Source organism: Mesorhizobium salmacidum (SeqCode), from assembly GCF_037179605.1.
Taxonomy (GTDB): domain Bacteria; phylum Pseudomonadota; class Alphaproteobacteria; order Rhizobiales; family Rhizobiaceae; genus Mesorhizobium; species Mesorhizobium salmacidum.
Map to the genome: position 1 here is coordinate 54521 of NZ_JAPYKS010000018.1, position 22086 is coordinate 76606.

Annotated in this window: 23 protein-coding genes; 10 read left to right on the forward strand and 13 right to left on the reverse strand. The window is 62.7% G+C overall.

Annotated elements, in window-relative coordinates:
• Positions 1–21 precede the first annotated feature (21 nt).
• Together fabF and O7A60_RS22820 are read right to left on the reverse strand one after the other, a co-directional pair.
• Complete coding sequence (gene fabF / locus O7A60_RS22815) at positions 22–1293, reverse strand: beta-ketoacyl-ACP synthase II (protein ID WP_337108098.1); 1272 nt, start codon at positions 1291–1293, stop codon at positions 22–24.
• Positions 1294–1365: 72 nt separating this feature from the next.
• Positions 1366–1941 (reverse strand): TetR family transcriptional regulator, encoded by a 576-nt coding sequence (locus O7A60_RS22820; protein ID WP_337108099.1) that lies wholly within the window; start codon positions 1939–1941, stop codon positions 1366–1368.
• Positions 1942–2025: 84 nt separating this feature from the next.
• Between O7A60_RS22820 and O7A60_RS22825 the strand changes: the two genes are divergently transcribed.
• From O7A60_RS22825 to O7A60_RS22840, 4 genes are all read left to right on the forward strand, one after another.
• The gene (locus O7A60_RS22825) at positions 2026–3138 is read left to right on the forward strand and encodes an efflux RND transporter periplasmic adaptor subunit (RefSeq protein WP_337108100.1); all 1113 of its coding nucleotides are present in this window, start codon (positions 2026–2028) and stop codon (positions 3136–3138) included.
• Positions 3138–6248: an efflux RND transporter permease subunit gene (locus tag O7A60_RS22830; protein WP_337108101.1), complete on the forward strand. Its 3111-nt coding sequence runs from the start codon at positions 3138–3140 to the stop codon at positions 6246–6248. The genes O7A60_RS22825 and O7A60_RS22830 overlap by 1 nt, the downstream gene beginning before the upstream one ends.
• Before the next feature lie 144 nt (positions 6249–6392).
• The gene (locus tag O7A60_RS22835; protein WP_337108102.1) at positions 6393–7004 is read left to right on the forward strand and encodes a TetR/AcrR family transcriptional regulator; all 612 of its coding nucleotides are present in this window, start codon (positions 6393–6395) and stop codon (positions 7002–7004) included.
• A gap of 125 nt (positions 7005–7129) precedes the next feature.
• Positions 7130–7228 carry a putative RiPP precursor gene (locus O7A60_RS22840; protein ID WP_210241180.1) on the forward strand — a complete coding sequence of 33 codons (99 nt, stop codon included), beginning with the start codon at positions 7130–7132 and terminating at the stop codon, positions 7226–7228.
• Positions 7229–7245: 17 nt separating this feature from the next.
• On the opposite strand, the gene O7A60_RS22845 is transcribed toward O7A60_RS22840, so the two are convergent.
• Entirely contained in the window at positions 7246–8208 is a 963-nt protein-coding gene (locus O7A60_RS22845) for a LysR family transcriptional regulator (protein ID WP_337108103.1), read from the reverse strand.
• 107 nt (positions 8209–8315) lie between these two features.
• On the opposite strand from O7A60_RS22845, the gene O7A60_RS22850 reads away from it, so the two are divergent.
• Positions 8316–8948 (forward strand): FMN-dependent NADH-azoreductase, encoded by a 633-nt coding sequence (locus tag O7A60_RS22850; protein ID WP_140505161.1) that lies wholly within the window; start codon positions 8316–8318, stop codon positions 8946–8948.
• 53 nt (positions 8949–9001) lie between these two features.
• On the opposite strand, the gene O7A60_RS22855 is transcribed toward O7A60_RS22850, so the two are convergent.
• Both O7A60_RS22855 and O7A60_RS22860 read right to left on the reverse strand, forming a co-directional pair.
• Positions 9002–9301: an AzlD family protein gene (locus O7A60_RS22855; protein ID WP_415926846.1), complete on the reverse strand. Its 300-nt coding sequence runs from the start codon at positions 9299–9301 to the stop codon at positions 9002–9004.
• Entirely contained in the window at positions 9289–10032 is a 744-nt protein-coding gene (locus O7A60_RS22860; RefSeq protein WP_337108168.1) for an AzlC family ABC transporter permease, read from the reverse strand. The genes O7A60_RS22855 and O7A60_RS22860 overlap by 13 nt, the downstream gene beginning before the upstream one ends.
• A gap of 170 nt (positions 10033–10202) precedes the next feature.
• Here O7A60_RS22860 and O7A60_RS22865 point away from each other — a divergent pair, with 170 nt between their 5' ends.
• A complete protein-coding gene (locus tag O7A60_RS22865; RefSeq protein ID WP_027145778.1) occupies positions 10203–10661 on the forward strand; it encodes an Lrp/AsnC family transcriptional regulator in 459 nt (152 codons plus the stop codon).
• A 171-nt stretch (positions 10662–10832) separates the two neighbouring features.
• On the forward strand, positions 10833–12035 hold the full coding sequence (locus O7A60_RS22870; RefSeq protein WP_337108105.1) for an MFS transporter: 1203 nt from the start codon (positions 10833–10835) through the stop codon (positions 12033–12035).
• A 139-nt stretch (positions 12036–12174) separates the two neighbouring features.
• On the opposite strand, the gene O7A60_RS22875 is transcribed toward O7A60_RS22870, so the two are convergent.
• Positions 12175–14268, reverse strand: a complete 2094-nt coding sequence (locus O7A60_RS22875; protein WP_245262315.1) for a putative bifunctional diguanylate cyclase/phosphodiesterase — start codon at positions 14266–14268, stop codon at positions 12175–12177.
• Between the two features lie 199 nt (positions 14269–14467).
• Between O7A60_RS22875 and O7A60_RS22880 the strand changes: the two genes are divergently transcribed.
• Positions 14468–15502 (forward strand): class I SAM-dependent methyltransferase, encoded by a 1035-nt coding sequence (locus O7A60_RS22880; RefSeq protein ID WP_337108106.1) that lies wholly within the window; start codon positions 14468–14470, stop codon positions 15500–15502.
• A gap of 108 nt (positions 15503–15610) precedes the next feature.
• Here the strand turns inward: O7A60_RS22880 and O7A60_RS22885 are convergent, their stop codons facing one another.
• Positions 15611–15904: an HlyU family transcriptional regulator gene (locus tag O7A60_RS22885; protein ID WP_027145774.1), complete on the reverse strand. Its 294-nt coding sequence runs from the start codon at positions 15902–15904 to the stop codon at positions 15611–15613.
• Positions 15905–15948: 44 nt separating this feature from the next.
• A complete protein-coding gene (locus O7A60_RS22890; RefSeq protein WP_337108107.1) occupies positions 15949–16590 on the reverse strand; it encodes a TetR/AcrR family transcriptional regulator in 642 nt (213 codons plus the stop codon).
• 178 nt (positions 16591–16768) lie between these two features.
• Here O7A60_RS22890 and O7A60_RS22895 point away from each other — a divergent pair, with 178 nt between their 5' ends.
• Both O7A60_RS22895 and O7A60_RS22900 read left to right on the forward strand, forming a co-directional pair.
• Positions 16769–17446, forward strand: coding sequence for a PspA/IM30 family protein (locus tag O7A60_RS22895; RefSeq protein ID WP_337108108.1), 678 nt, complete (start codon positions 16769–16771; stop codon positions 17444–17446).
• Between the two features lie 64 nt (positions 17447–17510).
• The gene (locus O7A60_RS22900; RefSeq protein ID WP_337108109.1) at positions 17511–17771 is read left to right on the forward strand and encodes a YiaA/YiaB family inner membrane protein; all 261 of its coding nucleotides are present in this window, start codon (positions 17511–17513) and stop codon (positions 17769–17771) included.
• Positions 17772–17864: 93 nt separating this feature from the next.
• Here the strand turns inward: O7A60_RS22900 and O7A60_RS22905 are convergent, their stop codons facing one another.
• The 5 genes from O7A60_RS22905 to rpoD all read right to left on the reverse strand — a co-directional run bounded on the left by O7A60_RS22905 (position 17865) and on the right by rpoD (position 22017).
• Complete coding sequence (locus tag O7A60_RS22905; RefSeq protein WP_337108110.1) at positions 17865–18557, reverse strand: PadR family transcriptional regulator; 693 nt, start codon at positions 18555–18557, stop codon at positions 17865–17867.
• A gap of 154 nt (positions 18558–18711) precedes the next feature.
• Positions 18712–19080, reverse strand: a complete 369-nt coding sequence (locus O7A60_RS22910; protein WP_337108169.1) for a thiol-disulfide oxidoreductase DCC family protein — start codon at positions 19078–19080, stop codon at positions 18712–18714.
• 20 nt (positions 19081–19100) lie between these two features.
• Entirely contained in the window at positions 19101–19232 is a 132-nt protein-coding gene (locus O7A60_RS22915) for a DUF333 domain-containing protein (RefSeq protein ID WP_337108111.1), read from the reverse strand.
• A 257-nt stretch (positions 19233–19489) separates the two neighbouring features.
• Positions 19490–19783 carry a GYD domain-containing protein gene (locus tag O7A60_RS22920; protein ID WP_140505142.1) on the reverse strand — a complete coding sequence of 98 codons (294 nt, stop codon included), beginning with the start codon at positions 19781–19783 and terminating at the stop codon, positions 19490–19492.
• A 209-nt stretch (positions 19784–19992) separates the two neighbouring features.
• Positions 19993–22017, reverse strand: coding sequence for an RNA polymerase sigma factor RpoD (gene rpoD, locus O7A60_RS22925; protein WP_027145766.1), 2025 nt, complete (start codon positions 22015–22017; stop codon positions 19993–19995).
• Positions 22018–22086 lie beyond the last annotated feature (69 nt).

A 22086-nucleotide genomic window follows, 5' to 3' on the forward strand; every position in this document is an offset into this window, starting at 1 on the left:
CCAAAGGTGGCCCCACGCTACTCAACTGTCCGTCCAGCGCCGGAACAACGCACTGGCGTTTACGCCTCCAAAGCCGAAGCCATTGGAAATCGCGTAGTCCATCTCCATTGGCCGGGCGTGGTTTGCGACGAAGTCGATCCCGTCGCCGGTCGGATCGGGGGCGCTCAAATTCAGGGTCGGCGGTGCGACCTGGTCCCTGAGCGCCAGGATCGTGAAGATCGCCGCAAGCCCACCGGCGGCTCCGAGCAGGTGCCCGGTCGCCGACTTCGTTCCGCTGACGGCGATGCTGAAATCCGCGCCAAAGACCCTTTTGATCGCCTCTATTTCCCCCGCGTCGCCGACCGGCGTGGAGGTCGCATGCGCATTGAGGTGGCGGACCTCACGCGGCGAAATACCGGCTTGGGTGATCGCGATCTCCATGGCCCGCCGCGCACCGTCGCCATCCTCGGGGCCGGAGGTGATGTGATAAGCGTCCGCCGTCGTGCCGTAGCCGACGAGCTCGGCGAGCGGCTTGGCGCCGCGCGCAAGCGCGTGGCTCAATGCCTCGATGACCAGGATTCCGGCTCCTTCGCCCATGACGAAGCCGTCACGCAGCATGTCGAAGGGACGGGAGGCCTGATCGGGACGGTGATTGAAGGAGGTCGAAAGGGAGCGTGCGGCGGCAAAGCCGCCGAGGCTGACCGCATTCATGCAGGCTTCCGTTCCACCGCATACCGCGATGTCGGCTTCATTGGAGCGGATGAGACGCGCCGCATCGCCGATCGCCTGGATGCCGGCCGCGCACGCCGTCACCGGAGCGCCGAGCGGGCCTTTGAACCCATATCGGATCGAAGTCTGTCCCGCCGCCATGTTCACCAGGAACGATGGCACCGTGAACGGTGAGAGACGCCGAACACCGCGCTGATCGACGGTTCGCACGGCTTCGGTTATCGCGGGAAATCCTCCGACACCCGAAGCGATGATCGTCGCGGTGCGGGCCCTGTCGTCGTCCGAGACCGGCTTCCACCTCGCCTGGGCCAGCGCCTCTTCCGCCGCTGCCAATGCGAAGAGAATGAAGCGGTCCGCCCTGCGCTGTTCCTTCGGAACCAGGACGGTGTCTGGATTGAAGCCGGCTTCGGGGTCCTCCTGCAAGGAGGGAACAATTCCGCCGACTTTCGCCGGCAGGTCTCCCACCATTTCATCCGGCAGGCTCCGAATGCCCGAGCGGCCAGCCAGAAGCCGCGACCAGGAAGTCGCCGCGTTGGCTCCGAGGGGGCTAACTGCTCCCATGCCTGTAATGACGATACGACGCATGTCTACTCCAGCTTCTGTTTGATCCGTTCGCGCGGCGGCGCCGTGCCGACGCTCGATCGCGACCACGGGTCCCTACGAGGTCGCGATGCGCCTGGCTTCGCCGGCGGCGGCGTCGAGAAAGTCCCGCGACATCTCTTCATCTCTAACGATACGGGAGATCGTCACGGCACCCACCATGAGCGACAGCATCGCCATCGCCTTGCGCTGGGTTCCCGGGCTTTCCGCCCTAGGCATCAACTCGTCGAGAATCTCAAGGTGAGCGGCAATGCCATCCTGGAATGGACCTCTGACCTTTTCGCTCTGACGCGCCGCGTCCGAACCAAGCGCGGCCAATGGGCAGCCTTCCATCTTCTCTTCGCGATGTCCTGTTGAAAGGTAGAGCCCTATAACGGCTTCAAGGGGGTCAGGGCTCCCGGCAGCAACAGCCGACCATCTGCGGGTCGCGTGTTCCATCGCTCGTCTCGATGCCTGCGCTGCCAAGTCGTCCTTGGATTCGAATTGCTTGTAGAAGGCGCCTTGGGTCAGCCCGGCACCCTTCATCAGATCCTTCAGCCCGATGCCGTCAAAGCCGTGCTCTCGAAATAGACGACTTGCCACATCGATCACGGTTTGCCGGTTCTGCTCAGCCTGACTGCGACTTACGCGCATCGTCATCTCCTTTTTTAGATTGCATTCGTAATCAATAGCAGATATAGAGTGTGAATGCAATCTATTTAACAGGAGGCGACGGGCATGAAAATGAAACACGTTATTGGGCTGGGGAGCGTTTTGGTCGCGGGATTGGGTGTGGCGGCCTTCGTCACACTTTCCATTCGCACGCAGGCAGCTTCCGCAGCGGCCGACCCGAGGCAGGAACCACCGATCGTCAGACTGGTGACGGCGGTGCCGGTGCCCGGATCCGAGCGCGGCTTTACAGGCACCATTGCCGCGCGGGTGCAGAGCAATCTAGGCTTTCGCGTTCCCGGCAAGATCATCGAACGCCTGGTGAATGTCGGTGAACAGGTCAAGGCGGGCCAACCGCTGCTGCGGATCGATGATACCGATCTGGCCCTTGCGCTCACCGCCAAGCGCAACGCTGTCGCCGCGGCACGCGCTGTCCTGGTTCAGACCAGTGCGGACGAAAAGCGCTATGCCGTTCTGGTCAAGAAGGAATTGGCCGCAACCCCGCAGCGTTACGAGCAGGCGAAGGCAGCACTGGATACCGCGACGGCGCAGCTTGCCGCAGCGGAAGCGGAAGCGAAGGTCGCGGAGAACGAGGCGGCCTATTCCATCTTGGACGCGAACGCCGATGGAACGGTCGTCGAAACGCTTGGCGAGCCGGGACAGGTTGTCACCGCCGGACAAACCGTGGTTCGGATCGCGAACGCCGGTCCCCGCGAGGCTGTGGTCGCGCTTCCCGAAACGATCCGGCCGGCGATCGGATCGGTAGCCGAGGCGGGCATGTATGGGGCCGATGGGCGGAATTTTAGGGCGCATCTGCGGCAGTTGTCGGACGCCGCCGATCCCCAGACCCGTACCTATGAGGCCCGTTATGTGCTCGATGGTGAGGCGGCGGCAGCACCGCTTGGCGCGACCGTGACGATCCGGCTTGCAAGCCAGGCAAGTCAAACGGAAATCCAGGTGCCGCTCGGAGCCGTGCTGGATGATGGCCAGAAGACCGGCGTCTGGAGCTTGGACGGCGCAACCTCGACCGTGCACTTTCGGCCCGTCAAGCTTGTTCGTGTGACCAGCGAAACCGCCGTGATCTCCGGACTGAGTTCCAGCGATCAGATTGTTTCGCTCGGCGCTCATCTCCTGCAGGAGGGCGCTCGCGTCAGGACTGCCTCTGAAAACGGGAGCAAGTGATGAGCCTCAATTTTTCCGCGATCGCCGTTCGCGAGCGCGCCGTCACCCTTTTCTTCATTATTCTGCTGGTCGCCGCCGGCGCCTACGCTTTCCTCATGCTTGGACGGGCGGAGGATCCCAACTTCACCATCAAGACCCTGACGGTCACGACGGTATGGCCGGGCGCGACCGCGCGCGAGATGCAGGACCTCGTCGCCGAACCGCTGGAGAAGCGACTTCAGGAGTTGACCTGGTACGACCGGGTGGAGACGACAACACGGCCAGGTTATGCCTATCTGACGGTCACGCTGAAGGACAGCACACCGCCATCCAGCGTTCAGGAGGAGTTCTATCAGGCCCGTAAGAAACTCGGGGATGAAGCCCGCAATCTGCCGCCCGGCGTGCTCGGCCCCTTCGTCAACGACGAATATTCCGATGTGAGTTTCGCTCTTTACGCCCTCAAGGCGAAGGGCTTGCCCATGCGGGAGCTCGCCAGGCAAGCCGAGACCATTCGCCAGGACCTTCTGCATGTGCCTGGCGTCAAGAAGATCAACATCCTCGGCGAGCGTCCCGAACAGATATTCGTCGAGTTTTCCTATGCTAAGCTCGCAACCCTCGGCGTGTCGGCGCAGGATATCGTCGCCGCCTTGCAGCGCCAGAACACCGTCACACCGGCGGGCTCGATCGACACAAAGGGGCCGCAGGTCTTCATCAGGGTCAACGGCGCTTATGACAGTGTCCAGACGATCGCCGACACGCCGATCGTCGCCGCGGGACGGACGTTGAAGCTCTCCGACATCGCCGAGGTCCGGCGCGGCTACGAGGATCCTGCCACTTACGTCATCCGTCACCAGGGCGAGCCGACCATCATGCTCGCGGCGGTGATGCAGGAGGGCTGGAATGGTCTTGAACTCGGCAAGGCACTGGAGGAGAGATCGGCGGCGATCGCACAAACGCTGCCTCTCGGGATGTCGCTGGCCAAGGTCAGCGACCAGGCCGTGAACATCGGCTCGTCGGTGAACGAGTTCATGCTCAAATTCGCGATGGCGCTCGGCGTGGTGCTGCTGATCGCCCTGATCAGCATGGGTTGGCGCGTCGGCATCGTCGTGGCGGCCGCCGTTCCTCTGACGCTTGCCGTCGTCTTCCTCATCATGCTGGAAACCGGCCGGTTCTTCGACCGCATCACGCTCGGCGCCCTCATCCTGGCGCTTGGCCTTCTCGTGGACGACGCCATCATCGCCATTGAGGTGATGGTGGTGAAAATGGAAGAAGGCATGGACCGCATCAAGGCGGCGGCCTATGCCTGGAGCCATACCGCGGCGCCGATGCTGTCGGGCACGCTCGTGACCATCGCCGGGTTCCTACCAGTGGGTTTCGCGCGTTCGACGGCCGGCGAATATGCCGGAAACATCTTCTGGGTCGTGGGCTTCGCCCTCATCGTCTCCTGGGTCGTCGCTGTGGTCTTCACCCCGTATATGGGCGTCAAGATGCTGCCCGCGATCAAACCGGTCGAAGGAGGTGTCCATGCCATATATGACACACCGAACTATCGGCGCCTTCGTCGGCTCATCACTGGCGCGGTGCGCCACAAGTTCGTGACCTGCGCTGCCGTCGGCATCGTCTTCGCGCTTTCGGTTGTCGGCATGGGCGGTCTCAAGCAGCAGTTCTTCCCGACATCCGATCGCCCTGAAGTGCTGGTCGAGGTTCGCCTGCCCGAAGGCACCAGCATCGAGACGACGACCGCCACGGTCGAAAAGCTGGAACACTGGCTTGGCGGCCAACCCGAGGCCAAGATCGTGGCGAGCTATGTCGGCCAGGGCGCCCCGCGCTTCTTCTTTGCCATGGCACCGGAACTGCCTGATCCCGCCTTCGCAAAGATCGTCGTGCTGACACCGGACGCGGAAGCCCGCGAGGCCTTGAAGCACCGGCTGCGTGAAGCGGTTGCGACAGGGCTTGCCCCCGAAGCGAACGTCCGCGTTACGCAACTCGTGTTCGGACCCTACACGCCGTTCCCGGTCGAGTTCCGGGTCATGGGGCCTGATCCCGCGCAATTGTACGCCATCTCTGAGAAAGCCCTCGATGTGATGCGCGGCGTGCCGGACGTGCGGCAGGCCAGTCGCGACTGGGGCAATCGCACGCCGGTACTGCGCTTCATACCGGATCAGGATCGACTGAACCTCATCGGCCTGTCGCCGGCGGAGGTGGCCCAGCAGCTCCAGTTCCTCCTCACCGGCATCCCGGTCACGCAGGTCCGCGAGGACATCCGCAATGTCCCCATCGTGGCACGCAGCGCCGGCGGCGAGCGACTGGATCCATCGCGTCTGGCGGATTTCTCGCTGATGAGCCGGGACGGTCGCCAGATCCCGCTCGACCAGATCGGCCACTCGGAAATCCGTCTGGAAGAGCCGATCCTGAAGCGGCGTGATCGCACCCCGGTCATCACGATTCGCTCGGACATCAATGAGGCGACCCAGCCTCCAGAGGTTTCCAAGCAGATCATGGAGGCCCTTCAGCCGCTGATCAAATCCCTGCCTGCCGGCTATCGCATCGAAATGGGTGGATCGATCGAAGAGGCGGCCAAGGCCAACACCGCGCTGGGTAAGGTCTTCCCGGCCATGCTCGCCGCCATGCTGATCGTCATCATACTGCAGGTGCGATCGTTCTCGACGATGGCGATGGTCATGCTGACGGCACCCCTCGGCCTCGTTGGCGTCGTACCGATGTTACTGGCCTTCAACCAGCCCTTCGGATTCAACGCCATTCTGGGCCTGATAGGACTGGCGGGCATCCTGATGCGCAACACGCTGATCCTGACCGAACAGATCAAGGAGAACCGTGCCGCTGGCCTTGACGACTATCACGCCGTCATCGAGGCCACGGTGCAACGCACGAGGCCGGTGATCCTGACCGCACTTGCCGCCGTGCTGGCTTTCATCCCCCTCACCCACTCCGTCTTCTGGGGATCGATGGCCTTCACGCTGATCGGCGGCACGGCGGCCGGCACGGTGCTGATCCTGCTGTTCCTCCCTGCGCTCTATGTCGCGTGGTTCCGGATCAAACCGACCACGGATGAATTCCAAGAGGATTCGACGGAGGAACCGGAAGTGCCAACAGCTATGGCGGCCGAGTAGGGCTCTGTTGTCGCGGGAGACGGTTCAAGTTCTTGCCCGTTGGCTCTGCCTGGACACATGCAGGGCCAACGGCACGAACTGGCCGGCTGGAGATGATCTTCCCCGCGAGTCCGGCAGGTTCGCTCATCAATTCTGGAGACATGCATGAATCGTCCGGTTCGAACTCCTGATCCCGACGAGATGCGCGCGCGCATCCTGGAGGTTGCTGAGGAGCACTTTCGCCGCATCGGCTGCCACAAGACGTCGGTGGCCGACATCGCCTCCGGGCTTGGCATGAGCCCGGCGAACGTCTACCGCTTCTTCCCCTCCCGGGATGCCATCAACGAATCCATCTGCAGAAGGGTCTTGAATGAGTTTGCTGACATTGCCGTTGCGATCGCATGCACGAACGTACCGGCCTCGGTGAAACTCGACCGACTCTTGAACGCACTTCACCATCACAACAAGAAGAAGCTGGTCAAGGAACGGTGCATGCACGACATGATTGTCGCCGCCATGCAGGAGAACTGGGCGGTCATCAAGTCGCATCTCGAGCGGATGGTGACGATCTTCAAAGCGATCATTCGCGAAGGCGTCGAAGCAGGGGAATTCAAGGTCGAGGACCCAGCGGAAGCGGCGCGTGCGGTCAAGGCCGCATTCATGCCGTTCTTCCACCCGATTCTAATAGAGCACTGCGTTCGAAACAGCGAAGACACCGAAACGAGCCTGCGCGAGCAGATTCGCTTTATCCTGAAAGCTCTGGGAAAGTCTGACTGAGGCCGCTGGCTGGTGATCGTGTCACATTCCGCGGCACGGAATGGCACGGCGACGCAACCGGAACTCTCCAATCTCGTTATGTCAGGGCTCACTCCCGCCTCGAGGCTCACATTCGGGACCGACACATGAAAAAGACCTATGAAAAACCGACGCTACGCAAGCACGGGAAATTGACCGCCCGCACCGCGCAGATCGTGGTTTCCGGGGTGACGATAATCCGGTGATTTCTCGGATGCCCGGGTCAGATGCCGGAGCCGGACAGGCCATGGGTCTCTGGCTCCTCTTCGGGCACCTCGCCCGGCTCGAACTCGTTGAAGCAGCCGAGCCCGCGCTTGAACCGGTCGATCAACCAGGCGGCCGCCGGCTTCGGGCTGCGATCGTTGCGGTGCATGGCGAACAATGGCGAACTCACCTCCTTGTAGGGCTCGAGATCAAGCTCCACCAGGCGGCCGCTGGCCAGATCGTCGGCGATCAACCAGCGCGGCAGCCCACCCCAGCCCAGCCCCTCGCGCATCAGTATGTGCTTGGTGCGCACGTCGGTCAGGCGCCAGGTGCGGTAGGCGAAGACGCCGTAATCACGTCCCTTGGTGCGCTCCGACTGATCGGTGACGACAAGCTGCGTGTGCTCGCGCACATCCTCGAGCGCCACCGGCTTCGGCAGCTGTGCCAGCGGATGGCTGGGTGCGGCCGCCGGCACCAGCGACATGAAGCCGATGCGCACGAGATGCACGTCGACATCGCCCAGCAAGCCGCCAATGCCCAGATCGGCCTGCCCATTGACGACGAGATCGGGAATGAGGCCGAGCGTGCCGATATGCAGGCGCAGCATCACGGTCGGAAACCGCGCCTCGAACGCCTTGAGCACCCGCACCAGCACCGGCGACGGCAAGGTCGCATCGACCGACAGCGCCACCTCGGCCTCCAGCCCGTGATGGTGGCCGTCGGCGCGCGAGCGGATGCGCTGCAGCACGCCCACCATGCGCCGCGCATCCTCCAGCATTGCCCGGCCGATCTCGGTCAGTTGCGGCTCGCGCGTGCCCTCGCGCTCGAACAGCTTCAGCCCGAGCTGCGCCTCGAGATTGGCGATGCCATAACTGATGACGGATTGTGCCCGGTTGAGCTTGCGGCCGGCGGCCGAGAAACTGCCGGTGTCGGCAACGGCGACAAGGATCTGGAGCTGGTCGAGGGTCGGGTTCGGCTGCATCGCTGTATCTACTTTATAGATGGATCGTATAGAAAATATGCCAGTTTATCGGATGGATCGATAGCCCATATATGTCGGGACAATTCATTCAACTGGAGAGACCCGCCATGTCCATTCTTCTTGTTACCTCGAGCCCCCGCGGCGCTGCCTCGCACTCGACCCGCATTGCAACTGAATTCGCTCAGAAGCTTCTCGCCGCCGACCCATCGAACACGCTGGTCGTGCGCGATCTCGTCGCCAACCCGCTGCCGCACATCGATGCCGACTATGCGACCGGCATCTACACGCCGGCCGATGCCCGCACCCCGCGCCAGGCCGAGGTGGTGGGCGTTTCGGACGCGGTGCTGGACGAACTGTTTGCTGCCGACACGGTGATCCTCGCCACCGGCTTCATCAACTTCAACATCTCCTCGACACTGAAGTCCTGGGTCGACCACATCGCCCGCTCCGGCCGGAGCTTTGCCTATGGCGAGAATGGTCCCAAGGGCCTCGTCACCGGCAAGAAAGTCTATATCGTGCTGGCTTCGGGCGGCATCTATTCCGAGGGCGCGGCCGTGCAGTTCGATCACGCCATTCCGTATCTGCGCGGCGTGCTCGGCTTCCTCGGCATGACCGATGTCGATGTCATCCGCATCGAAGGCGTTGGCATGGGCCCGGACGCGGTCACTGCCGCGCTCGCCAAGGCGACCGCCAAGGTCGACGCCGTGGTGGCCAGCCAGCAGGCTGCTGCTGCCGCGTAAGGCTCTCGATCATCTGAACTCGAAAGGCAGGCGTTCGCGCCTGCCTTTTCGCTTCAGCCGATCAGATGCCGCAAGAGGCCGGCCGAAGCGACCCCGATCAGCACGGTCGGCAGCATGGAAAGCCGCGTTGCCGCCGCCAGCGTGATGGCCAATGCCGCAAGATCAGCCGGATTCCGCGACACGAAGGCCGGCGCGATGACAGAGATCAGCACGCAGCCGGGCGCTGCCTCCATCACCGCCGTGGCGCGGGTGCTGAGCACGCGGTTGCGCAGCACGACATAGCCGCCGACCCGCGACAGATAGGTGACGCCGGCCATCAGCACGATGGTGAGAAGGGTTGTCATGTCGAATATGTATCACCTGCCAGCAACCAGGCCGTGACCAGCCCCGACACAGCACCCGCCGCGACATACCAGGCGCCCGGAACGAAGAAATAGACAAGCGCGGCGACTGCCAGGCTGACGAGCCACGGTCGCGCGGCGGCAAAGCCTTTCCACATGCCGCGCATCAGCACCAGGAAGACGGCCGGAAACGCCATGTCGAAACCATAGGTTTCGACATCGCCCAGCATCGGGCCGAGCAAGGCGCCGAGCGTCGTGAAGGCTACCCAGGTGAGATACATCGCCAGCCCCGCACCCATATAATAGCGCGGGCTGAAGGCCGGGCCGATGCCCGCGGCGGCACGCTGTTTGGCATCGGCCAGGCCCAGCGCCCAGCTTTCGTCGCACATGAAGAACAGCGCCGGGAAAACCTTGCGCCGCGGTAGCTCGCGCAGGAACGGCGCGAGCGCCGCCCCCATCAGCAGATGACGGCTGTTGACCAGGAAGGTGATGGCGACAATGAGCAGGACGTGCGGCGGCGACGTCCACAACTGGATCGCCGCGAATTCCGAACCGCCGGCGAAGTTCAGACCGGTCATCATGGACAACTCGACCGTGCTCAGCCCCTTCTGCGTGGCCTGGGCGCCAAGCACCAGCGCGTAGGGAATGGTGCCGAGCAGCACCGGCGCGCAGGACATCACACCACGGCGGAACTCGGATTCCGAACCATTGCCGGCTGCCTCGACTGCCTGTGAAATGCTCATGGTCTGCCATAGGCCGGCCTCGCAGCCGCCCTGCCCTGCGTTTGGAAATTTCGTGATGTCAGGGCGAAACATACCTACACCTCCCCGCAATTTGGTTGCGAAGATTGTTGTCTTCCGCCAAATTTTGGCATTGAATGTCACATATCTGCAGGAAAATGGAATTCAACGCCGTGAAGCTCGACGACATCGACAAGCGCATCCTGCGGGCACTGCAGCGCGACGGCCGCATGGCCAACAATGATCTGGCCAATGAGGTCGGCCTGTCGCCCTCGCCTTGCCTGCGGCGCGTCAAGCTCCTGGAGGAAGCCGGCGTCATCGACCGCTATGTCGCCGTGCTCAATCCGGCCAGCATCGACAAGGGCCTCACCTTCTTCACCCGGATCTGGCTGAAGACGCAGGACGAGGACACGATCGAGCACTTCGCCACCGAGGTGGCCAAGCTGCCGCAAGTGATGGAATGCTATCTCATGCTGGGCGACTGCGACGCCCTGGTGCGCGTGGTGGCGGCTGATGTCAACGACTATCGCCGTTTCCAGTCGGAGCATCTGAGCCGCATCAAGGGCGTGCAGAACGTCAAGACCGACGTTCCCAGCTGGACGATCAAGTACACATCGGAACTGCCGATCTGAGCCTTTGAAATATCTCTCAGCGCATTTGACGAGGCGCAGGCCATCGCCTGGCCCTATAAGAATTTCCATCTGGAATGTCGATCCGAGCACGCCTCGAACGTCCTTGGGACGCAACCGGAATTGCCGGGCGGCGTCGAAAGATCGATCCTGTTCCCGGCTGGGAGAAGAAACATGAATCATTCCTACCGTTGGGTCATCGTCGCGGCTGGCGCGCTGATGTCCTGTGTCGCCATCGGCACGATGTTTTCGCTGGCGATTTTCCTCGAGCCAATGGCGATCGATACCAACTGGTCGCGCGCGGGCATTTCGAGCGCCATGACGCTCAACTTCCTGGTGATGGGCCTCGGCGGCTTCGCCTGGGGCGCCCTGTCCGACCGGTTCGGCGCCCGCATCGTCGTCACGATCGGCGCCGTGCTGCTCGGGCTGGCGCTGGTGCTGGCAAGCCGCGCCGGTTCGCTTCTCAACTTCCAGATCACTTATGGCGTGCTCGTCGGGCTCGCGGCCAGCGCCTTCTTCGCGCCGATGATCGCGCTGACATCAGGCTGGTTCGACACCAATCGCGGGCTGGCGGTATCGCTGGTCTCGGCCGGCATGGGCGTGGCGCCGATGACGATCTCGCCTTTCGCGCGCTGGCTGATCTCGGCCTATGAATGGCGCGCCGCCATGTTCGACATCGGCCTCCTGGCCTGGGTGCTCCTGCTGCCCGCCGTCCTTCTGGTGCGCCAGCCGCCGAAACCCGCCGCCTCCGGTGCGGCCGCGGCACCAGTCGCCGAAGGCGCCGGCCTGACGGTCGGGCAGGCGCTGCGCTCGCCGCAATTCATCGTGCTGGGGCTAACCTTCTTCGCCTGTTGCGCGGCCCATTCCGGCCCGATCTTCCACATGGTCAGCTACGCCATGCTGTGCGGCGTCGCCCCGATGGCCGCGGTCTCGATCTACAGTGTCGAGGGTCTGGCTGGCCTCGGCGGCCGGCTGCTCTACGGCGTGCTGGCCGACAGGCTGGGCGTCAAGCCGGTGCTGATCGCGGGGCTGGCGATCCAGGCGATCGTCATTGCCGCCTATCTCTCGATCAGCCAGCTCGACCAGTTCTATATGCTGGCCGTCATCTTCGGCGCCACCTATGGCGGCGTCATGCCGCTCTACGCCGTGCTGGCGCGCGAATATTTCGGCCAGCGCATTCTCGGCACCGTGTTCGGCGCCGCCACCATGCTTTCCAGCCTCGGCATGGCGCTGGGGCCGCTTGCCGGCGGCATGATCTTCGACGCCTATGCCAGCTACCATTGGCTGTTCATCGGCTCGGCTCTCATCGGCCTGGGTGCCGCGGGCATAGCCATCGCCTTCCCGCCGCTGCCACGCACGGCGTTGCAGACGGCATAGTGCATGTCGCCCGGAAGTCTCCTCGGTTCCGGGATAACGACACGCATAAAATCAGGAGACACGGCCGGACGGCAATCGTGGCCAGATGACAAACGGGCTTGACGGGCCATGGCCGGTCAAGCCACCGCCTGCTTCGGCGTCACGCCGACTTGAGAACCGTGAACGGCCGCTTCTGAATGGCCCGTTTGGTCTGGAAATTCGCGGCCGGAGCCGGGCGGCCGACATGAAAGCCCTGGACTTTGTCGATGCCAAACTGGCGCATGAGGAGCATCTGCTCTTCGGTCTCCACCCCTTCGACCAGGATTTTGTGGCCGCGATTTCTGACCAGCGCGATGATATCCTGCAGCATCGCCATGCCCTTGGGGGTGCCGCAGTCGTGGAGAAACGAACGGTCGATCTTGACCGTATCGAAATCGATGAGACGAAGCCATGAAAGGCCGGCGAAGCCCGTCCCGAAATCATCGAGCCATATTCTGATTCCGAGCAGCTTCAGATCGCTGATGCAGCGCAGGATGTCGGAGTGCATCTCCATCTCCAGCCCCTCGGTGATCTCGAAGGCCAGCCTGTTGCCGGTGACGCCGGTCTCGCCCAGAATGGTCGCGACCGATGTCGCGAAGCCGGGCGTCTTGAGCTGGATCGGCGAGACGTTGACGCTGACGACGCGCACGTGATCCTGCGCCAGGAGTTCGGCGCACACGGTCCTTATCGCCCAACGCCCGAGCTCGAGGATGGCGCCGGTTCGCTCCGCGACGGGAATGAACAGGCTCGGCGGAACCAGGGTTCCGTCGAGCATCTTGAGACGCATCAGCGCCTCCACGGCCTCGACCCGGCCCGACGCGACGTCCTGGATGGGCTGATAGACAAGCGAAACGAGATCCTGGCCGATCGCGATCTTCAGCAAAGCCGCGAGATTCTCGCTCTCGTCGCTGCTCTGGGGATCGGTCGGATCGAACAGCCGGACACAATTTCGGCCGCCGGCTTTTGCCAGATAGAGCGCTCGATCGGCCTCGTGGATGATCTTCTCCAGCTTGGCGGCGGTCTGCTTCCTGGTGAATGCCGCGCCTACGCTCGCCGTCACGATCGCGATGCCATCCCGCCGCAACTCGTGCGCGATCGCCAGATTCTCGACCGTGCGGCAAATGGCTTCGGCGAGATCCGCGACCTGGTCTTTCCTGCCCATGCGAGCCAGGACGATGAATTCCTCCCCACCATAGCGCCCGATGGAGCCATCATATTGCTTGATCAGGTCGCTGAGCGCCTCGGCGACCTGGATCAGGCAACGGTCACCCTCCTGATGGCCATAGCAATCGTTGAACTTCTTGAAGAAGTCGACGTCGATGAGGATCGCCGCAAAACCATGGCCAAGCTTTTGCCAGTCATTCCAGTAGTCGCGCAGTTTCTCGTCGATGGCGCGCCGGTTCTCCAGGCCTGTGAGCGGATCCGTCCGCGACAGCCTGAGCAGGGCCTTGCCGCGCTCGGTGGCCTCATTGTGCTGGATCTTGGCTTCCAGCGCGTTGAGGAAGACGTTGTAGCGCTCTTCGTTCAGCTTCCAGTTCACATAGGATGTGAACGTGAAGCACGAAACGTAGAAAGTGCCAAATACCATCTTGTATGCCAGCGACGCGGGTAGAAAGTAGTTCACCACATACAAGATACACAAAATTATAGTCGACGTTATGATCGACACTTTGAACCGGAACGTGAAGAAGAGATTGGCACTCATCATGAAAATGGTGCCGAAGACCATATAATAGGCGACGGTTTCCTTGTTCGCCCCCATGGAGGCGGGGTAAAGCCAGCCGATATAGCCGAAGATGATGGCCGCGGCGCAGGTTACGTCAAGCCAGTCCGTGGCGGCTCCCCGGCGAAGCTGTGCTTCCAGGACCAACAGTGCGGTCAGTCCGACAGCGAAGCGGGCCGTGATCGTGAGGGCGGCCACATCCGGTATCAGCAGCAGATCCGATACCGAAAACAAGACATAGATGACGACGGCGATCCAAAGGCCTGGCCTGGCTTCCTTCCTTCGCTTCGCCTGGGCTTCCGTACGGTAAAGGATGCGAAGTTCAGCCGCCCCCAACTCCTGGCGGGGATCGTGCGGTTCCGAATCGACCGCATCGGCCACTCTGGATGACGCGCGTTCGTTCACGACAAATCCCGGCTGAAGGGCATCTCGCGTTCCGAATTCTTTTGCAGCTTCTGCCCCCAACGCAGACCGACTCCTTGGGCGCGACATCTCTTGCCGCGCGATCAAATGCAATGACGCAGGACAAGTTTCCGTTAACTCGAACCCGGAATCCCCTCCTTAAAAACCCCAAAGAATTGACATGGTTAGCGGGAAATTAATCATACCGATAAAATGCCCGCGGCCCGACATTGGCAATTCGAATATTCTAAGCAATAAGTTAACTGACTGTTAACTATGGAGTCTTGGTGTGCAAACTGTCTTTGATGGCCAGAGTCTGATTACCGCGGAGGCAATTGCCAGTGGTCTCCGTCGAGGAAAGCCCGAGCATCATGGCGAAGCGTTCGAAACCGCTCGCGCGGAGCTGGCGCTCATCCTCCACGCGACACAGCAACAGGTCGAGCAGCAAAAATTTCCCGCCGAGATCGTTCGCCGGCTGCTGTCGCTTCTCAACGCGTTGCGTGCCAAGGTTCATCCCGACGTGTGGCAAGCCTTGATACCGGTGGCGCAGAACCACCCGATCCAGAAGTACTTTCTCGAGGATCCGCTGACGCATTGGTCCTTCACCAAGCCCAGGGGTTATTCCGGCGACGCGCAGTTGCTCGACTACATCTATTGTGACCCGCACGTGGCCGAGAGCGTGGCGAACGCCTCGGAGATCGGCAAGGCGCTTTACAGCCATACCCAGAACGTCCCGTCATGCGTCGCGGCACGGGAGCGCCGCGATCTGCTGACCCGCTATGTCGATGAGACCGCGGCCAAGAATGGACCGGAAACCGAAGTCCTGGCTATCGCGGCCGGCCATCTGCGCGAAGCGAACCGTTCGGCCGCATTGGCCGAGGGCGGCCTCAAGCGCTGGGTCGCGCTCGACCAGGATCCCCAGAGCGTCGGACTGATCGCGCGCGATTTCCAAGGCACCGCGGTCGAGGCCATCGACGGCTCGGTACGGACCGTGCTCACCAGGGGCCACAAGCTTGGCAAGTTCGATCTCATCTATGCCTCCGGGCTTTACGACTACCTTCAGCACAACGTCGCCGTGAAGCTCGCCAAGACCTGTCTGCAGATGCTGAAGCCGAACGGGACATTCCTGTTTGCGAACTACGCCGAGGGCACTCCTGACGCCGGCTACCGGGAAACGTTCATGGACTGGGTGCTGCTGCTGCGGTCGGAAGTCGACATGTGGAACATCATCAATGCCAGCGTCGACCGCAACACCGTGGAGGCGCAAGTGTACTTCGGCGAGAATCGCAACGTGCTCTACGGCGTCATCCAAAAGCGCGGCTAATACCCACCTGGATGGCACGCCAGCCAAGGACCTCGAGCGCTTCACGGAGTGCTCGAGGGTGTAAGGCCCCTCACGCGCGATCCACGCTCTTTTGGAGACGGCTGGACCCTACCCGAAAATCCGATCGCCCTGCTCGTCGACGAGCTGGATGCCTTTCTTGATCGAGATGTCGACGGCGTCGTCCAGTCCGGCGAAACGGTCGGCACGGATGAATTTGTGCTCCTTCACCACGCCATCGACCTCCTTGGAGACGACGCCGCAGGTCTGGTACTGGCCTTCGGTCTTGTAGGGCGTGGCGCTGATCGTAAAACCCTTGTGCTCGACCTGCTTGGCGGGCGCGGCACTTGCGGGCTCGGCCGCTTCGCCGCCACCGCCGCCGAAAAGACGTTTCAGAAAAGACATCGCTCAAATCTCCTTGCCGCCTGCGATCGCCGTCGGTATGCGATTCACGACGCTGTCGGCCCAGCATGCGCGAATGTGCCGCCGCGTTCCAGCCCCCTGATGAAGACGGCGACCAGGAGCTCGATCTGCCGGTCGATCTCGTCGGCCTGCCGGCTAACGGACCTGCCCGCATACCCGCTGGTGACGATGCCATGCACGCTTGACCAGAGGGTTCGCGCGGCGATCCGGCGCGTGTCCTCGTCGAGATCGAAGCCGCCATCGGCAAGGACGCTGGCGATGATCTCGAACAACTGATCGAGCCGTGCCTCGTAGACGTCGGGCTCGGTCAGCACAGGACGCCGCCTGTTGAAGGCCAGCAGCGCCGGCCAGCTACCGGGATGCGCCTCGACGAAGCGAACATAGGCGCCGGCCAGCACCATCAGCCGTTGGCGCACGTCGGTGATGCCGCGCCTGCCAAGATCGGCCATCGCCGCAGCGCCCGCGATCCCCAGCCGGTCGAGCAGCCGCATGTTGACGGCGCGGTGCACACCGTCGAGATCGGAAAACAGATTATAGACCGAGCCGACCGAGATGCCCGCCTGTTCGGCGATGGTCCTGGCCTTCAGATTGTCCATGCCGCCTTCGTTGAGCAGCGTCTCGGCAATGGCCAGCACCCGCTCGCCGGTCTCTTCCTTGTCGAGCGCCATAGCAGTCCTTTTTGGATGCGCGTGCCTTCGAAGGCACGCTTTTTCGCCCCCCGATTTCCCTTCGTTTACCACATCTCGGATATCGTGAACAGCGTTCATCATCTTGAACAATGTTTCATTTGCCCGCTATGTTGAGTTTGTGAACATTGTTCACGAAAACTTCGAAGGGAGAAGAACCATGCTTAGCCTGATCGGAACACTGCTCGACGGCGCCAGCGCACGGGCCGAGGACGGCCTGAAGGATCGCTTCGCCATCGACCTTCTGGCGCAGCGCATCCGCGATGCCGAGGCGGGACTTGCCGCCGCCAAGCAGACGCTTGCCTCACTGATCGTGCGCCAGCGTGCCGAACAGGCCGGCCTCGAGCATCTCGACCGCCGCCACGCCGACCTGGAGACACGCACCATCAGCGCGCTGGCCGCCGGCAACAGCGGGCTGGCCGAAAGCGGTGCCGCGGCCATCGCCGAACTGGAGAATGAACGCGAGGTCCGCCGCGCCAAAGTGCAAAGCCTTGGCGAAAAGACCTTGCGGATGCGCGTTTCGGTGGAGCGGGCGCACCGCCGCATCATCGATCTCAACCAGGGCATGATCTCGGCCCGGGCCATCGATGCCGAGCGCAAGGCGCAGTCACGCCTCTTCAGGTCGATCGGTCATTCGGCGAGCCTCAGCGACGCCGAGGGGCTTTTGGCCCGCATCAAGGGAGCCAGCGATCCGTTCGAGGAAGCCGGCATTCTCGACGAAATCGACGGCGAGCTTCGTCATGACGCGATCCGCGACCGCCTTGCCGACGCCGGGCACGGCCCGGCGGTGAAGGTGCGCGCCAGGGACGTGCTCGAGCGCCTGAAGACCATCAACTGAAGATTTTTGGACCTGACCACGACCACATTAAACCCAACTTCGATCCAATCAAAGGAACACGACAATGAACGGCAATCAGACCTACATCATGTTCAACACCGTCTCGGTCGGCGCCGCCTACTTCATGCTTGGCCTGTCCCTGTGGCTGGCGCCGGTCGACCTGTCGACCAAGGGCTACTGGGCCATGGGCATCCTGCTGCTCACCGGCAGCCTGGTGAACCTGGTCAAGTACCGCACCGACGAGCGCATCTCCGCCGAAACCACCGCCAAGATCGAGAAGGCGCGCAACGAAAAGCTGATCAGCGAATATGTCGGCAAGGAATGATGCCGGCACGGCCTGACGAGAAAGCCCGGGTCTCCCCGGGCTTTTCTGCGTCCTCGCGCTCGCAAAGCGGGGTGAGAGGAAAGCTTGCCCGCCTCAGCGGTGCGACAGCGCTTCCAGCGCTTCGGCGGCGGCTTCCAGAATGGCGATCGCCTCGGCCTGCTTTTCGGCTGGGGCATCGACGATGTCGCCGAGGGCCGCGCGGAGCCGGTGGCGGATGGCGCGGAATTCGTCGCGCGTTTCCGAGCGCTCGCCACGGCCGCTCCGGCCGCTGCGGCGGTCCTCGCCGTCATCGTTCCAGCCGAACCAGTCGCGCGCCTTGGCCATCTTGCGGCCGAAGCGCTCGAGATGATCGAGCACGCCGTCGATCATTTCGCGGTTGTCGGCCAGATGCGCCTGCCCGGCCTCGGTGATCGAGAACACCTTCTTGTTGCCTTCGCTCGTCGACACGGCGTAGCCGGCCTCTTCCAGGAAGGTCAGCGTCGGGTAGACCACGCCCGGGCTCGGGCTGTAGATGCCGCTGGTGCGCTCTTCCAGCGCCTTGATGATGTCGTAGCCATGGCGTGGCGCCTCGGCCAGCAGCGACAGCGTGATCAGCTTGAGGTCACCGTCGGCGAGCATTCGTCCGGCGCGGAACATGTCGCCCGGGCCGCGGCCACCGCCCCTGCCGCCGAACGGACCGAAGCCGCCGCCCCCTCTGCCACCAAATTTGCCGCCGAACTTGCCGGCCATGTGCATGAACATGCGCTCGCCAAAATGATGATGATCGGAATGATTGTGTCTGTGCATTGATTGCTCCTTGAGTTCTATCTTACGATATATCTTAGTTAGGCGCGCAGTGCTGTCGAGTCAAGATATATCTTACGATGTATCTGATGCGAGCCAAGCGACATCGTGGCATCGAAGCGTCAGGCTTGATGGGAATGGACGGAGTGCGAATGGACTACCAGCGGCCTTTGCGCCGGTTCCAGCCGTAGAGCAGGTCGGCGAAGCGATCATAGGCAAGGCGGGTAAGCGGCAGCATGAGCCGATTGCCGAACAGGCTCGCCAGCCAGCCCTCGCCGGGCGTTAACAGCAAAACCGCGATCGCCACGTCGGCGCCGATCAGCAAATTGCCAGCCGCATCGGCGGCATGCAGCCGGCGGCGGATGTCCTCCAGCGAGACGCCATGCGACGACAGCGCATGCGGCTCCAGGTTGATATCGCGGAATTCGACCCGACCGGCCTTGACCGCCTCGATCAGCCGCCGCTTCTGCCGGTCGATGCCGGCATCGCAGACCGGACAGCGCGTGTTGTACCAGACGGTCAGCAAAGGCGTGGTTCCGCTACCAGTCACTTGCCGCGCATCGCCGCCTTCGGCCCGACGCATTTGTTGTCGCGAAACAGCGCCCACTCCTCGCACAGGCGACCGCTGGGCAGGCGGCAAAACCCGTATTCGTTGCCGGCCTTGTCCTTCCTAACCACGAAGCGGCCGCCGATCGCACCGCAGTGGACCGATGCCGATTGGCCATGCCGACCGGTTTTTGCGCGGCGCCGGCGTCGATGGGCATCGACGACATCAAGGCAAGACCGACGGCCAGTATCGAAAAATTGTTCATGCGATCTCTCCTTGGCCGCCAGGGCGAGGCGTCCTGTCCCGAGGCAGCTGTCAAATCTGTCGGAACGCGCACCGGATCAAGAGCCGTTGAGGCGGCACCTGATCCGGCTGTCCGCAAACCTCATCATCCAAGTGAGGTGATGATCTCGCGATAGGCGAATTCGGGGAAGGCCTTCATCGTCCGCGTCCTGATGTTGCCGGCTGCCGCCAGCATCAGCGAGAAACGCGCCAGGACCGCGTCGTCGGGCGCCTCGACCACCGCCACCATGTCGTACTCGCCCATGGTCAGGTAGAACGCCTTGAACGATCCGCCCATTTCGCCCAGTTGCTTCCTGGCGGCGTCGAGCCGCTTCGGGGATTCGCGCACGTTCTTGGCGCCCTGCTCGGTCCAGTTCATCAGCACGATGTAGCTTGTCATGGCACACCTCCCTCCGGGGCCACGGAGCACGGCACTCAGGCCGTGGGTCTGTCGACACGGCCTCGACCGGGGCGGGCTTTCCGGGGTTGTCGCCCAGAAAATGCGTCCGAGGCGAAATTATCCTCCCTAAGGTCGCGGGTCGCAGGAGCGAACACGCCATGAAAAAGGGCGCTCGTGGCGCCCTTTATCTCCAATGCGATTGGCAGGTCTCAGCTATCCAGGAAGCTGCGCAGCTTGCGGCTCCGGCTCGGGTGCTTGAGCTTGCGCAGCGCCTTGGCTTCGATCTGGCGGATACGCTCGCGGGTGACCGAGAACTGCTGGCCGACTTCTTCCAGCGTGTGGTCGGTGTTCATGCCGATGCCGAAGCGCATTCTGAGCACGCGCTCCTCACGCGGCGTCAGGGAGGCCAGAACGCGCGTTGTGGTCTCGCGCAAATTGGCCTGGATCGCCGCGTCGATCGGCAGGATCGCCATCTTGTCCTCGATGAAATCGCCCAGATGCGAATCCTCCTCGTCGCCGACAGGCGTTTCGAGCGAGATCGGCTCCTTGGCGATCTTCAAGACCTTGCGCACTTTTTCGAGCGGCATGGCGAGCTTTTCGGCCAATTCCTCCGGCGTCGGCTCGCGGCCGATCTCGTGCAGCATCTGGCGCGACGTGCGCACGATCTTGTTGATCGTCTCGATCATGTGCACCGGAATGCGGATGGTGCGGGCCTGGTCGGCGATCGAACGCGTGATCGCCTGCCGGATCCACCATGTCGCGTAGGTCGAGAATTTGTAGCCGCGGCGGTATTCGAATTTGTCGACAGCCTTCATCAGGCCGATATTGCCTTCCTGGATCAGGTCGAGGAACTGCAGGCCGCGATTGGTGTACTTCTTGGCGATCGAGATGACGAGGCGCAGATTGGCCTCGACCATTTCCTTCTTGGCGATCGCGGCTTCGCGCTCGCCCTTCTGCACCTGGTTGACGATTTTCCGGAATTCCAGGATCGAGATCGCCGTCTCGGTGGCCAGGTGCTGGATCTCGGCGCGCAGATCCTTGATCGCATCCTTCTCGTTCTTGGTGAATTCCTTCCAGCCGCGCGAGGTCAGGTTGGCGATCGAGCGCGTCCAGTTCGGATCGAGTTCGGAGCCCTGATATTCCTTCAGGAACTCCTCGCGGCGCACGCCATAGCTTTCGGCGAGGCGCAGAAGCTTGCCCTCGTTCTGCACCAGGCGCTTGTTGATGTCGTAGAGCTGCTCGACCAGCGCCTCGATGCGCGCCGTGTTGAGCGACAGCGACTTCACCGCCTTGATCAGCTGGTCCTTCAGCTCCTTCAGCCGGCGGTCCTGGCTGGGCGACAGCGTGCCGGCGGCGGCCAGCCGGTTCTCGACCTGCTGGTCCTGCAGCTTCCTGAGCTTCTTGTAGGTGTCGGCGATGACGTCGAGCGTCTCCATCACCTGCGGGCGCAGTTCGGCTTCCATCGCCGCCAGCGACAGGCTCGCCTCGTCCTCGTCTTCCTCGTCGTCGTCGCCGATGCCGCGCGTATCGGCGCCGACATTGGTGATGTCGTCTTCATCGTCGCGTCCGCGGCGCGGCTTTTCCTCGGCCTTGGGCGCTTCCTCGACACGTTCGACCACCGGCGCCTGCTTGGCTTCGGGGCCGGCATAGGTGGCTTCGAGGTCGATGATCTCGCGCAGCAGGATCTTGGATTCGTTGAGCTCGTCGCGCCAGATGATGATCGCCTGGAAGGTCAGCGGGCTTTCGCAGAGGCCTGCGATCATCGTCTCGCGGCCGGCCTCGATGCGCTTGGCGATCGCGATTTCGCCCTCGCGCGACAGCAGCTCGACCGAGCCCATTTCGCGCAGATACATGCGCACCGGATCGTCGGTGCGGTCGGTCGGCTCTTTCTTGGTGGTGGTGGCGGCGACCGCGGTGCCGGTCTGCTCGGCAAGCTCGTTGGCGTCTTCCTCGGCATCGGCGGCTGTGTCGCCGGCCTCGGCCTCTTCGCCCTGCTCGTCATCCTCGACGACGTTGATGCCCATGTCGGACAGCATCGCCATCGTGTCCTCGATCTGCTCGGAGGTCACTTCCTCGGAAGGCAGCACCGAATTCAGCTCGTCCATGGTGACATAGCCGCGCTTCTTGGCGGCCTTGATCATCTTCTTGACAGCATCATCGGAAAGGTCGAGCAAGGGCCCATCGGTGGCGCCTTCGCGTTCGGTCTCGACCTCTTCCTTTTCTTTTGTCGCCATAGTCTTTATCTTCTCCTAGCGGCCGGCCATGGGGGCCGCGTCAGCTGTCGGACCAGTTAAATCGGATAC

Coding starts and splice junctions, on each gene's coding strand:
- fabF (WP_337108098.1), bottom strand. CDS start 1,293: ATGCGTCGTATCGTCATTACAGGCATGGGAGCAGTTAGCCCCCTCGGA.
- O7A60_RS22820 (WP_337108099.1), bottom strand. CDS start 1,941: ATGCGCGTAAGTCGCAGTCAGGCTGAGCAGAACCGGCAAACCGTGATC.
- O7A60_RS22825 (WP_337108100.1), top strand. CDS start 2,026: ATGAAAATGAAACACGTTATTGGGCTGGGGAGCGTTTTGGTCGCGGGA.
- O7A60_RS22830 (WP_337108101.1), top strand. CDS start 3,138: ATGAGCCTCAATTTTTCCGCGATCGCCGTTCGCGAGCGCGCCGTCACC.
- O7A60_RS22835 (WP_337108102.1), top strand. CDS start 6,393: ATGAATCGTCCGGTTCGAACTCCTGATCCCGACGAGATGCGCGCGCGC.
- O7A60_RS22840 (WP_210241180.1), top strand. CDS start 7,130: ATGAAAAAGACCTATGAAAAACCGACGCTACGCAAGCACGGGAAATTG.
- O7A60_RS22845 (WP_337108103.1), bottom strand. CDS start 8,208: ATGCAGCCGAACCCGACCCTCGACCAGCTCCAGATCCTTGTCGCCGTT.
- O7A60_RS22850 (WP_140505161.1), top strand. CDS start 8,316: ATGTCCATTCTTCTTGTTACCTCGAGCCCCCGCGGCGCTGCCTCGCAC.
- O7A60_RS22860 (WP_337108168.1), bottom strand. CDS start 10,032: ATGAGCATTTCACAGGCAGTCGAGGCAGCCGGCAATGGTTCGGAATCC.
- O7A60_RS22870 (WP_337108105.1), top strand. CDS start 10,833: ATGAATCATTCCTACCGTTGGGTCATCGTCGCGGCTGGCGCGCTGATG.
- O7A60_RS22875 (WP_245262315.1), bottom strand. CDS start 14,268: ATGTCGCGCCCAAGGAGTCGGTCTGCGTTGGGGGCAGAAGCTGCAAAA.
- O7A60_RS22885 (WP_027145774.1), bottom strand. CDS start 15,904: ATGTCTTTTCTGAAACGTCTTTTCGGCGGCGGTGGCGGCGAAGCGGCC.
- O7A60_RS22890 (WP_337108107.1), bottom strand. CDS start 16,590: ATGGCGCTCGACAAGGAAGAGACCGGCGAGCGGGTGCTGGCCATTGCC.
- O7A60_RS22895 (WP_337108108.1), top strand. CDS start 16,769: ATGCTTAGCCTGATCGGAACACTGCTCGACGGCGCCAGCGCACGGGCC.
- O7A60_RS22900 (WP_337108109.1), top strand. CDS start 17,511: ATGAACGGCAATCAGACCTACATCATGTTCAACACCGTCTCGGTCGGC.
- O7A60_RS22905 (WP_337108110.1), bottom strand. CDS start 18,557: ATGCACAGACACAATCATTCCGATCATCATCATTTTGGCGAGCGCATG.
- O7A60_RS22920 (WP_140505142.1), bottom strand. CDS start 19,783: ATGACAAGCTACATCGTGCTGATGAACTGGACCGAGCAGGGCGCCAAG.
- rpoD (WP_027145766.1), bottom strand. CDS start 22,017: ATGGCGACAAAAGAAAAGGAAGAGGTCGAGACCGAACGCGAAGGCGCC.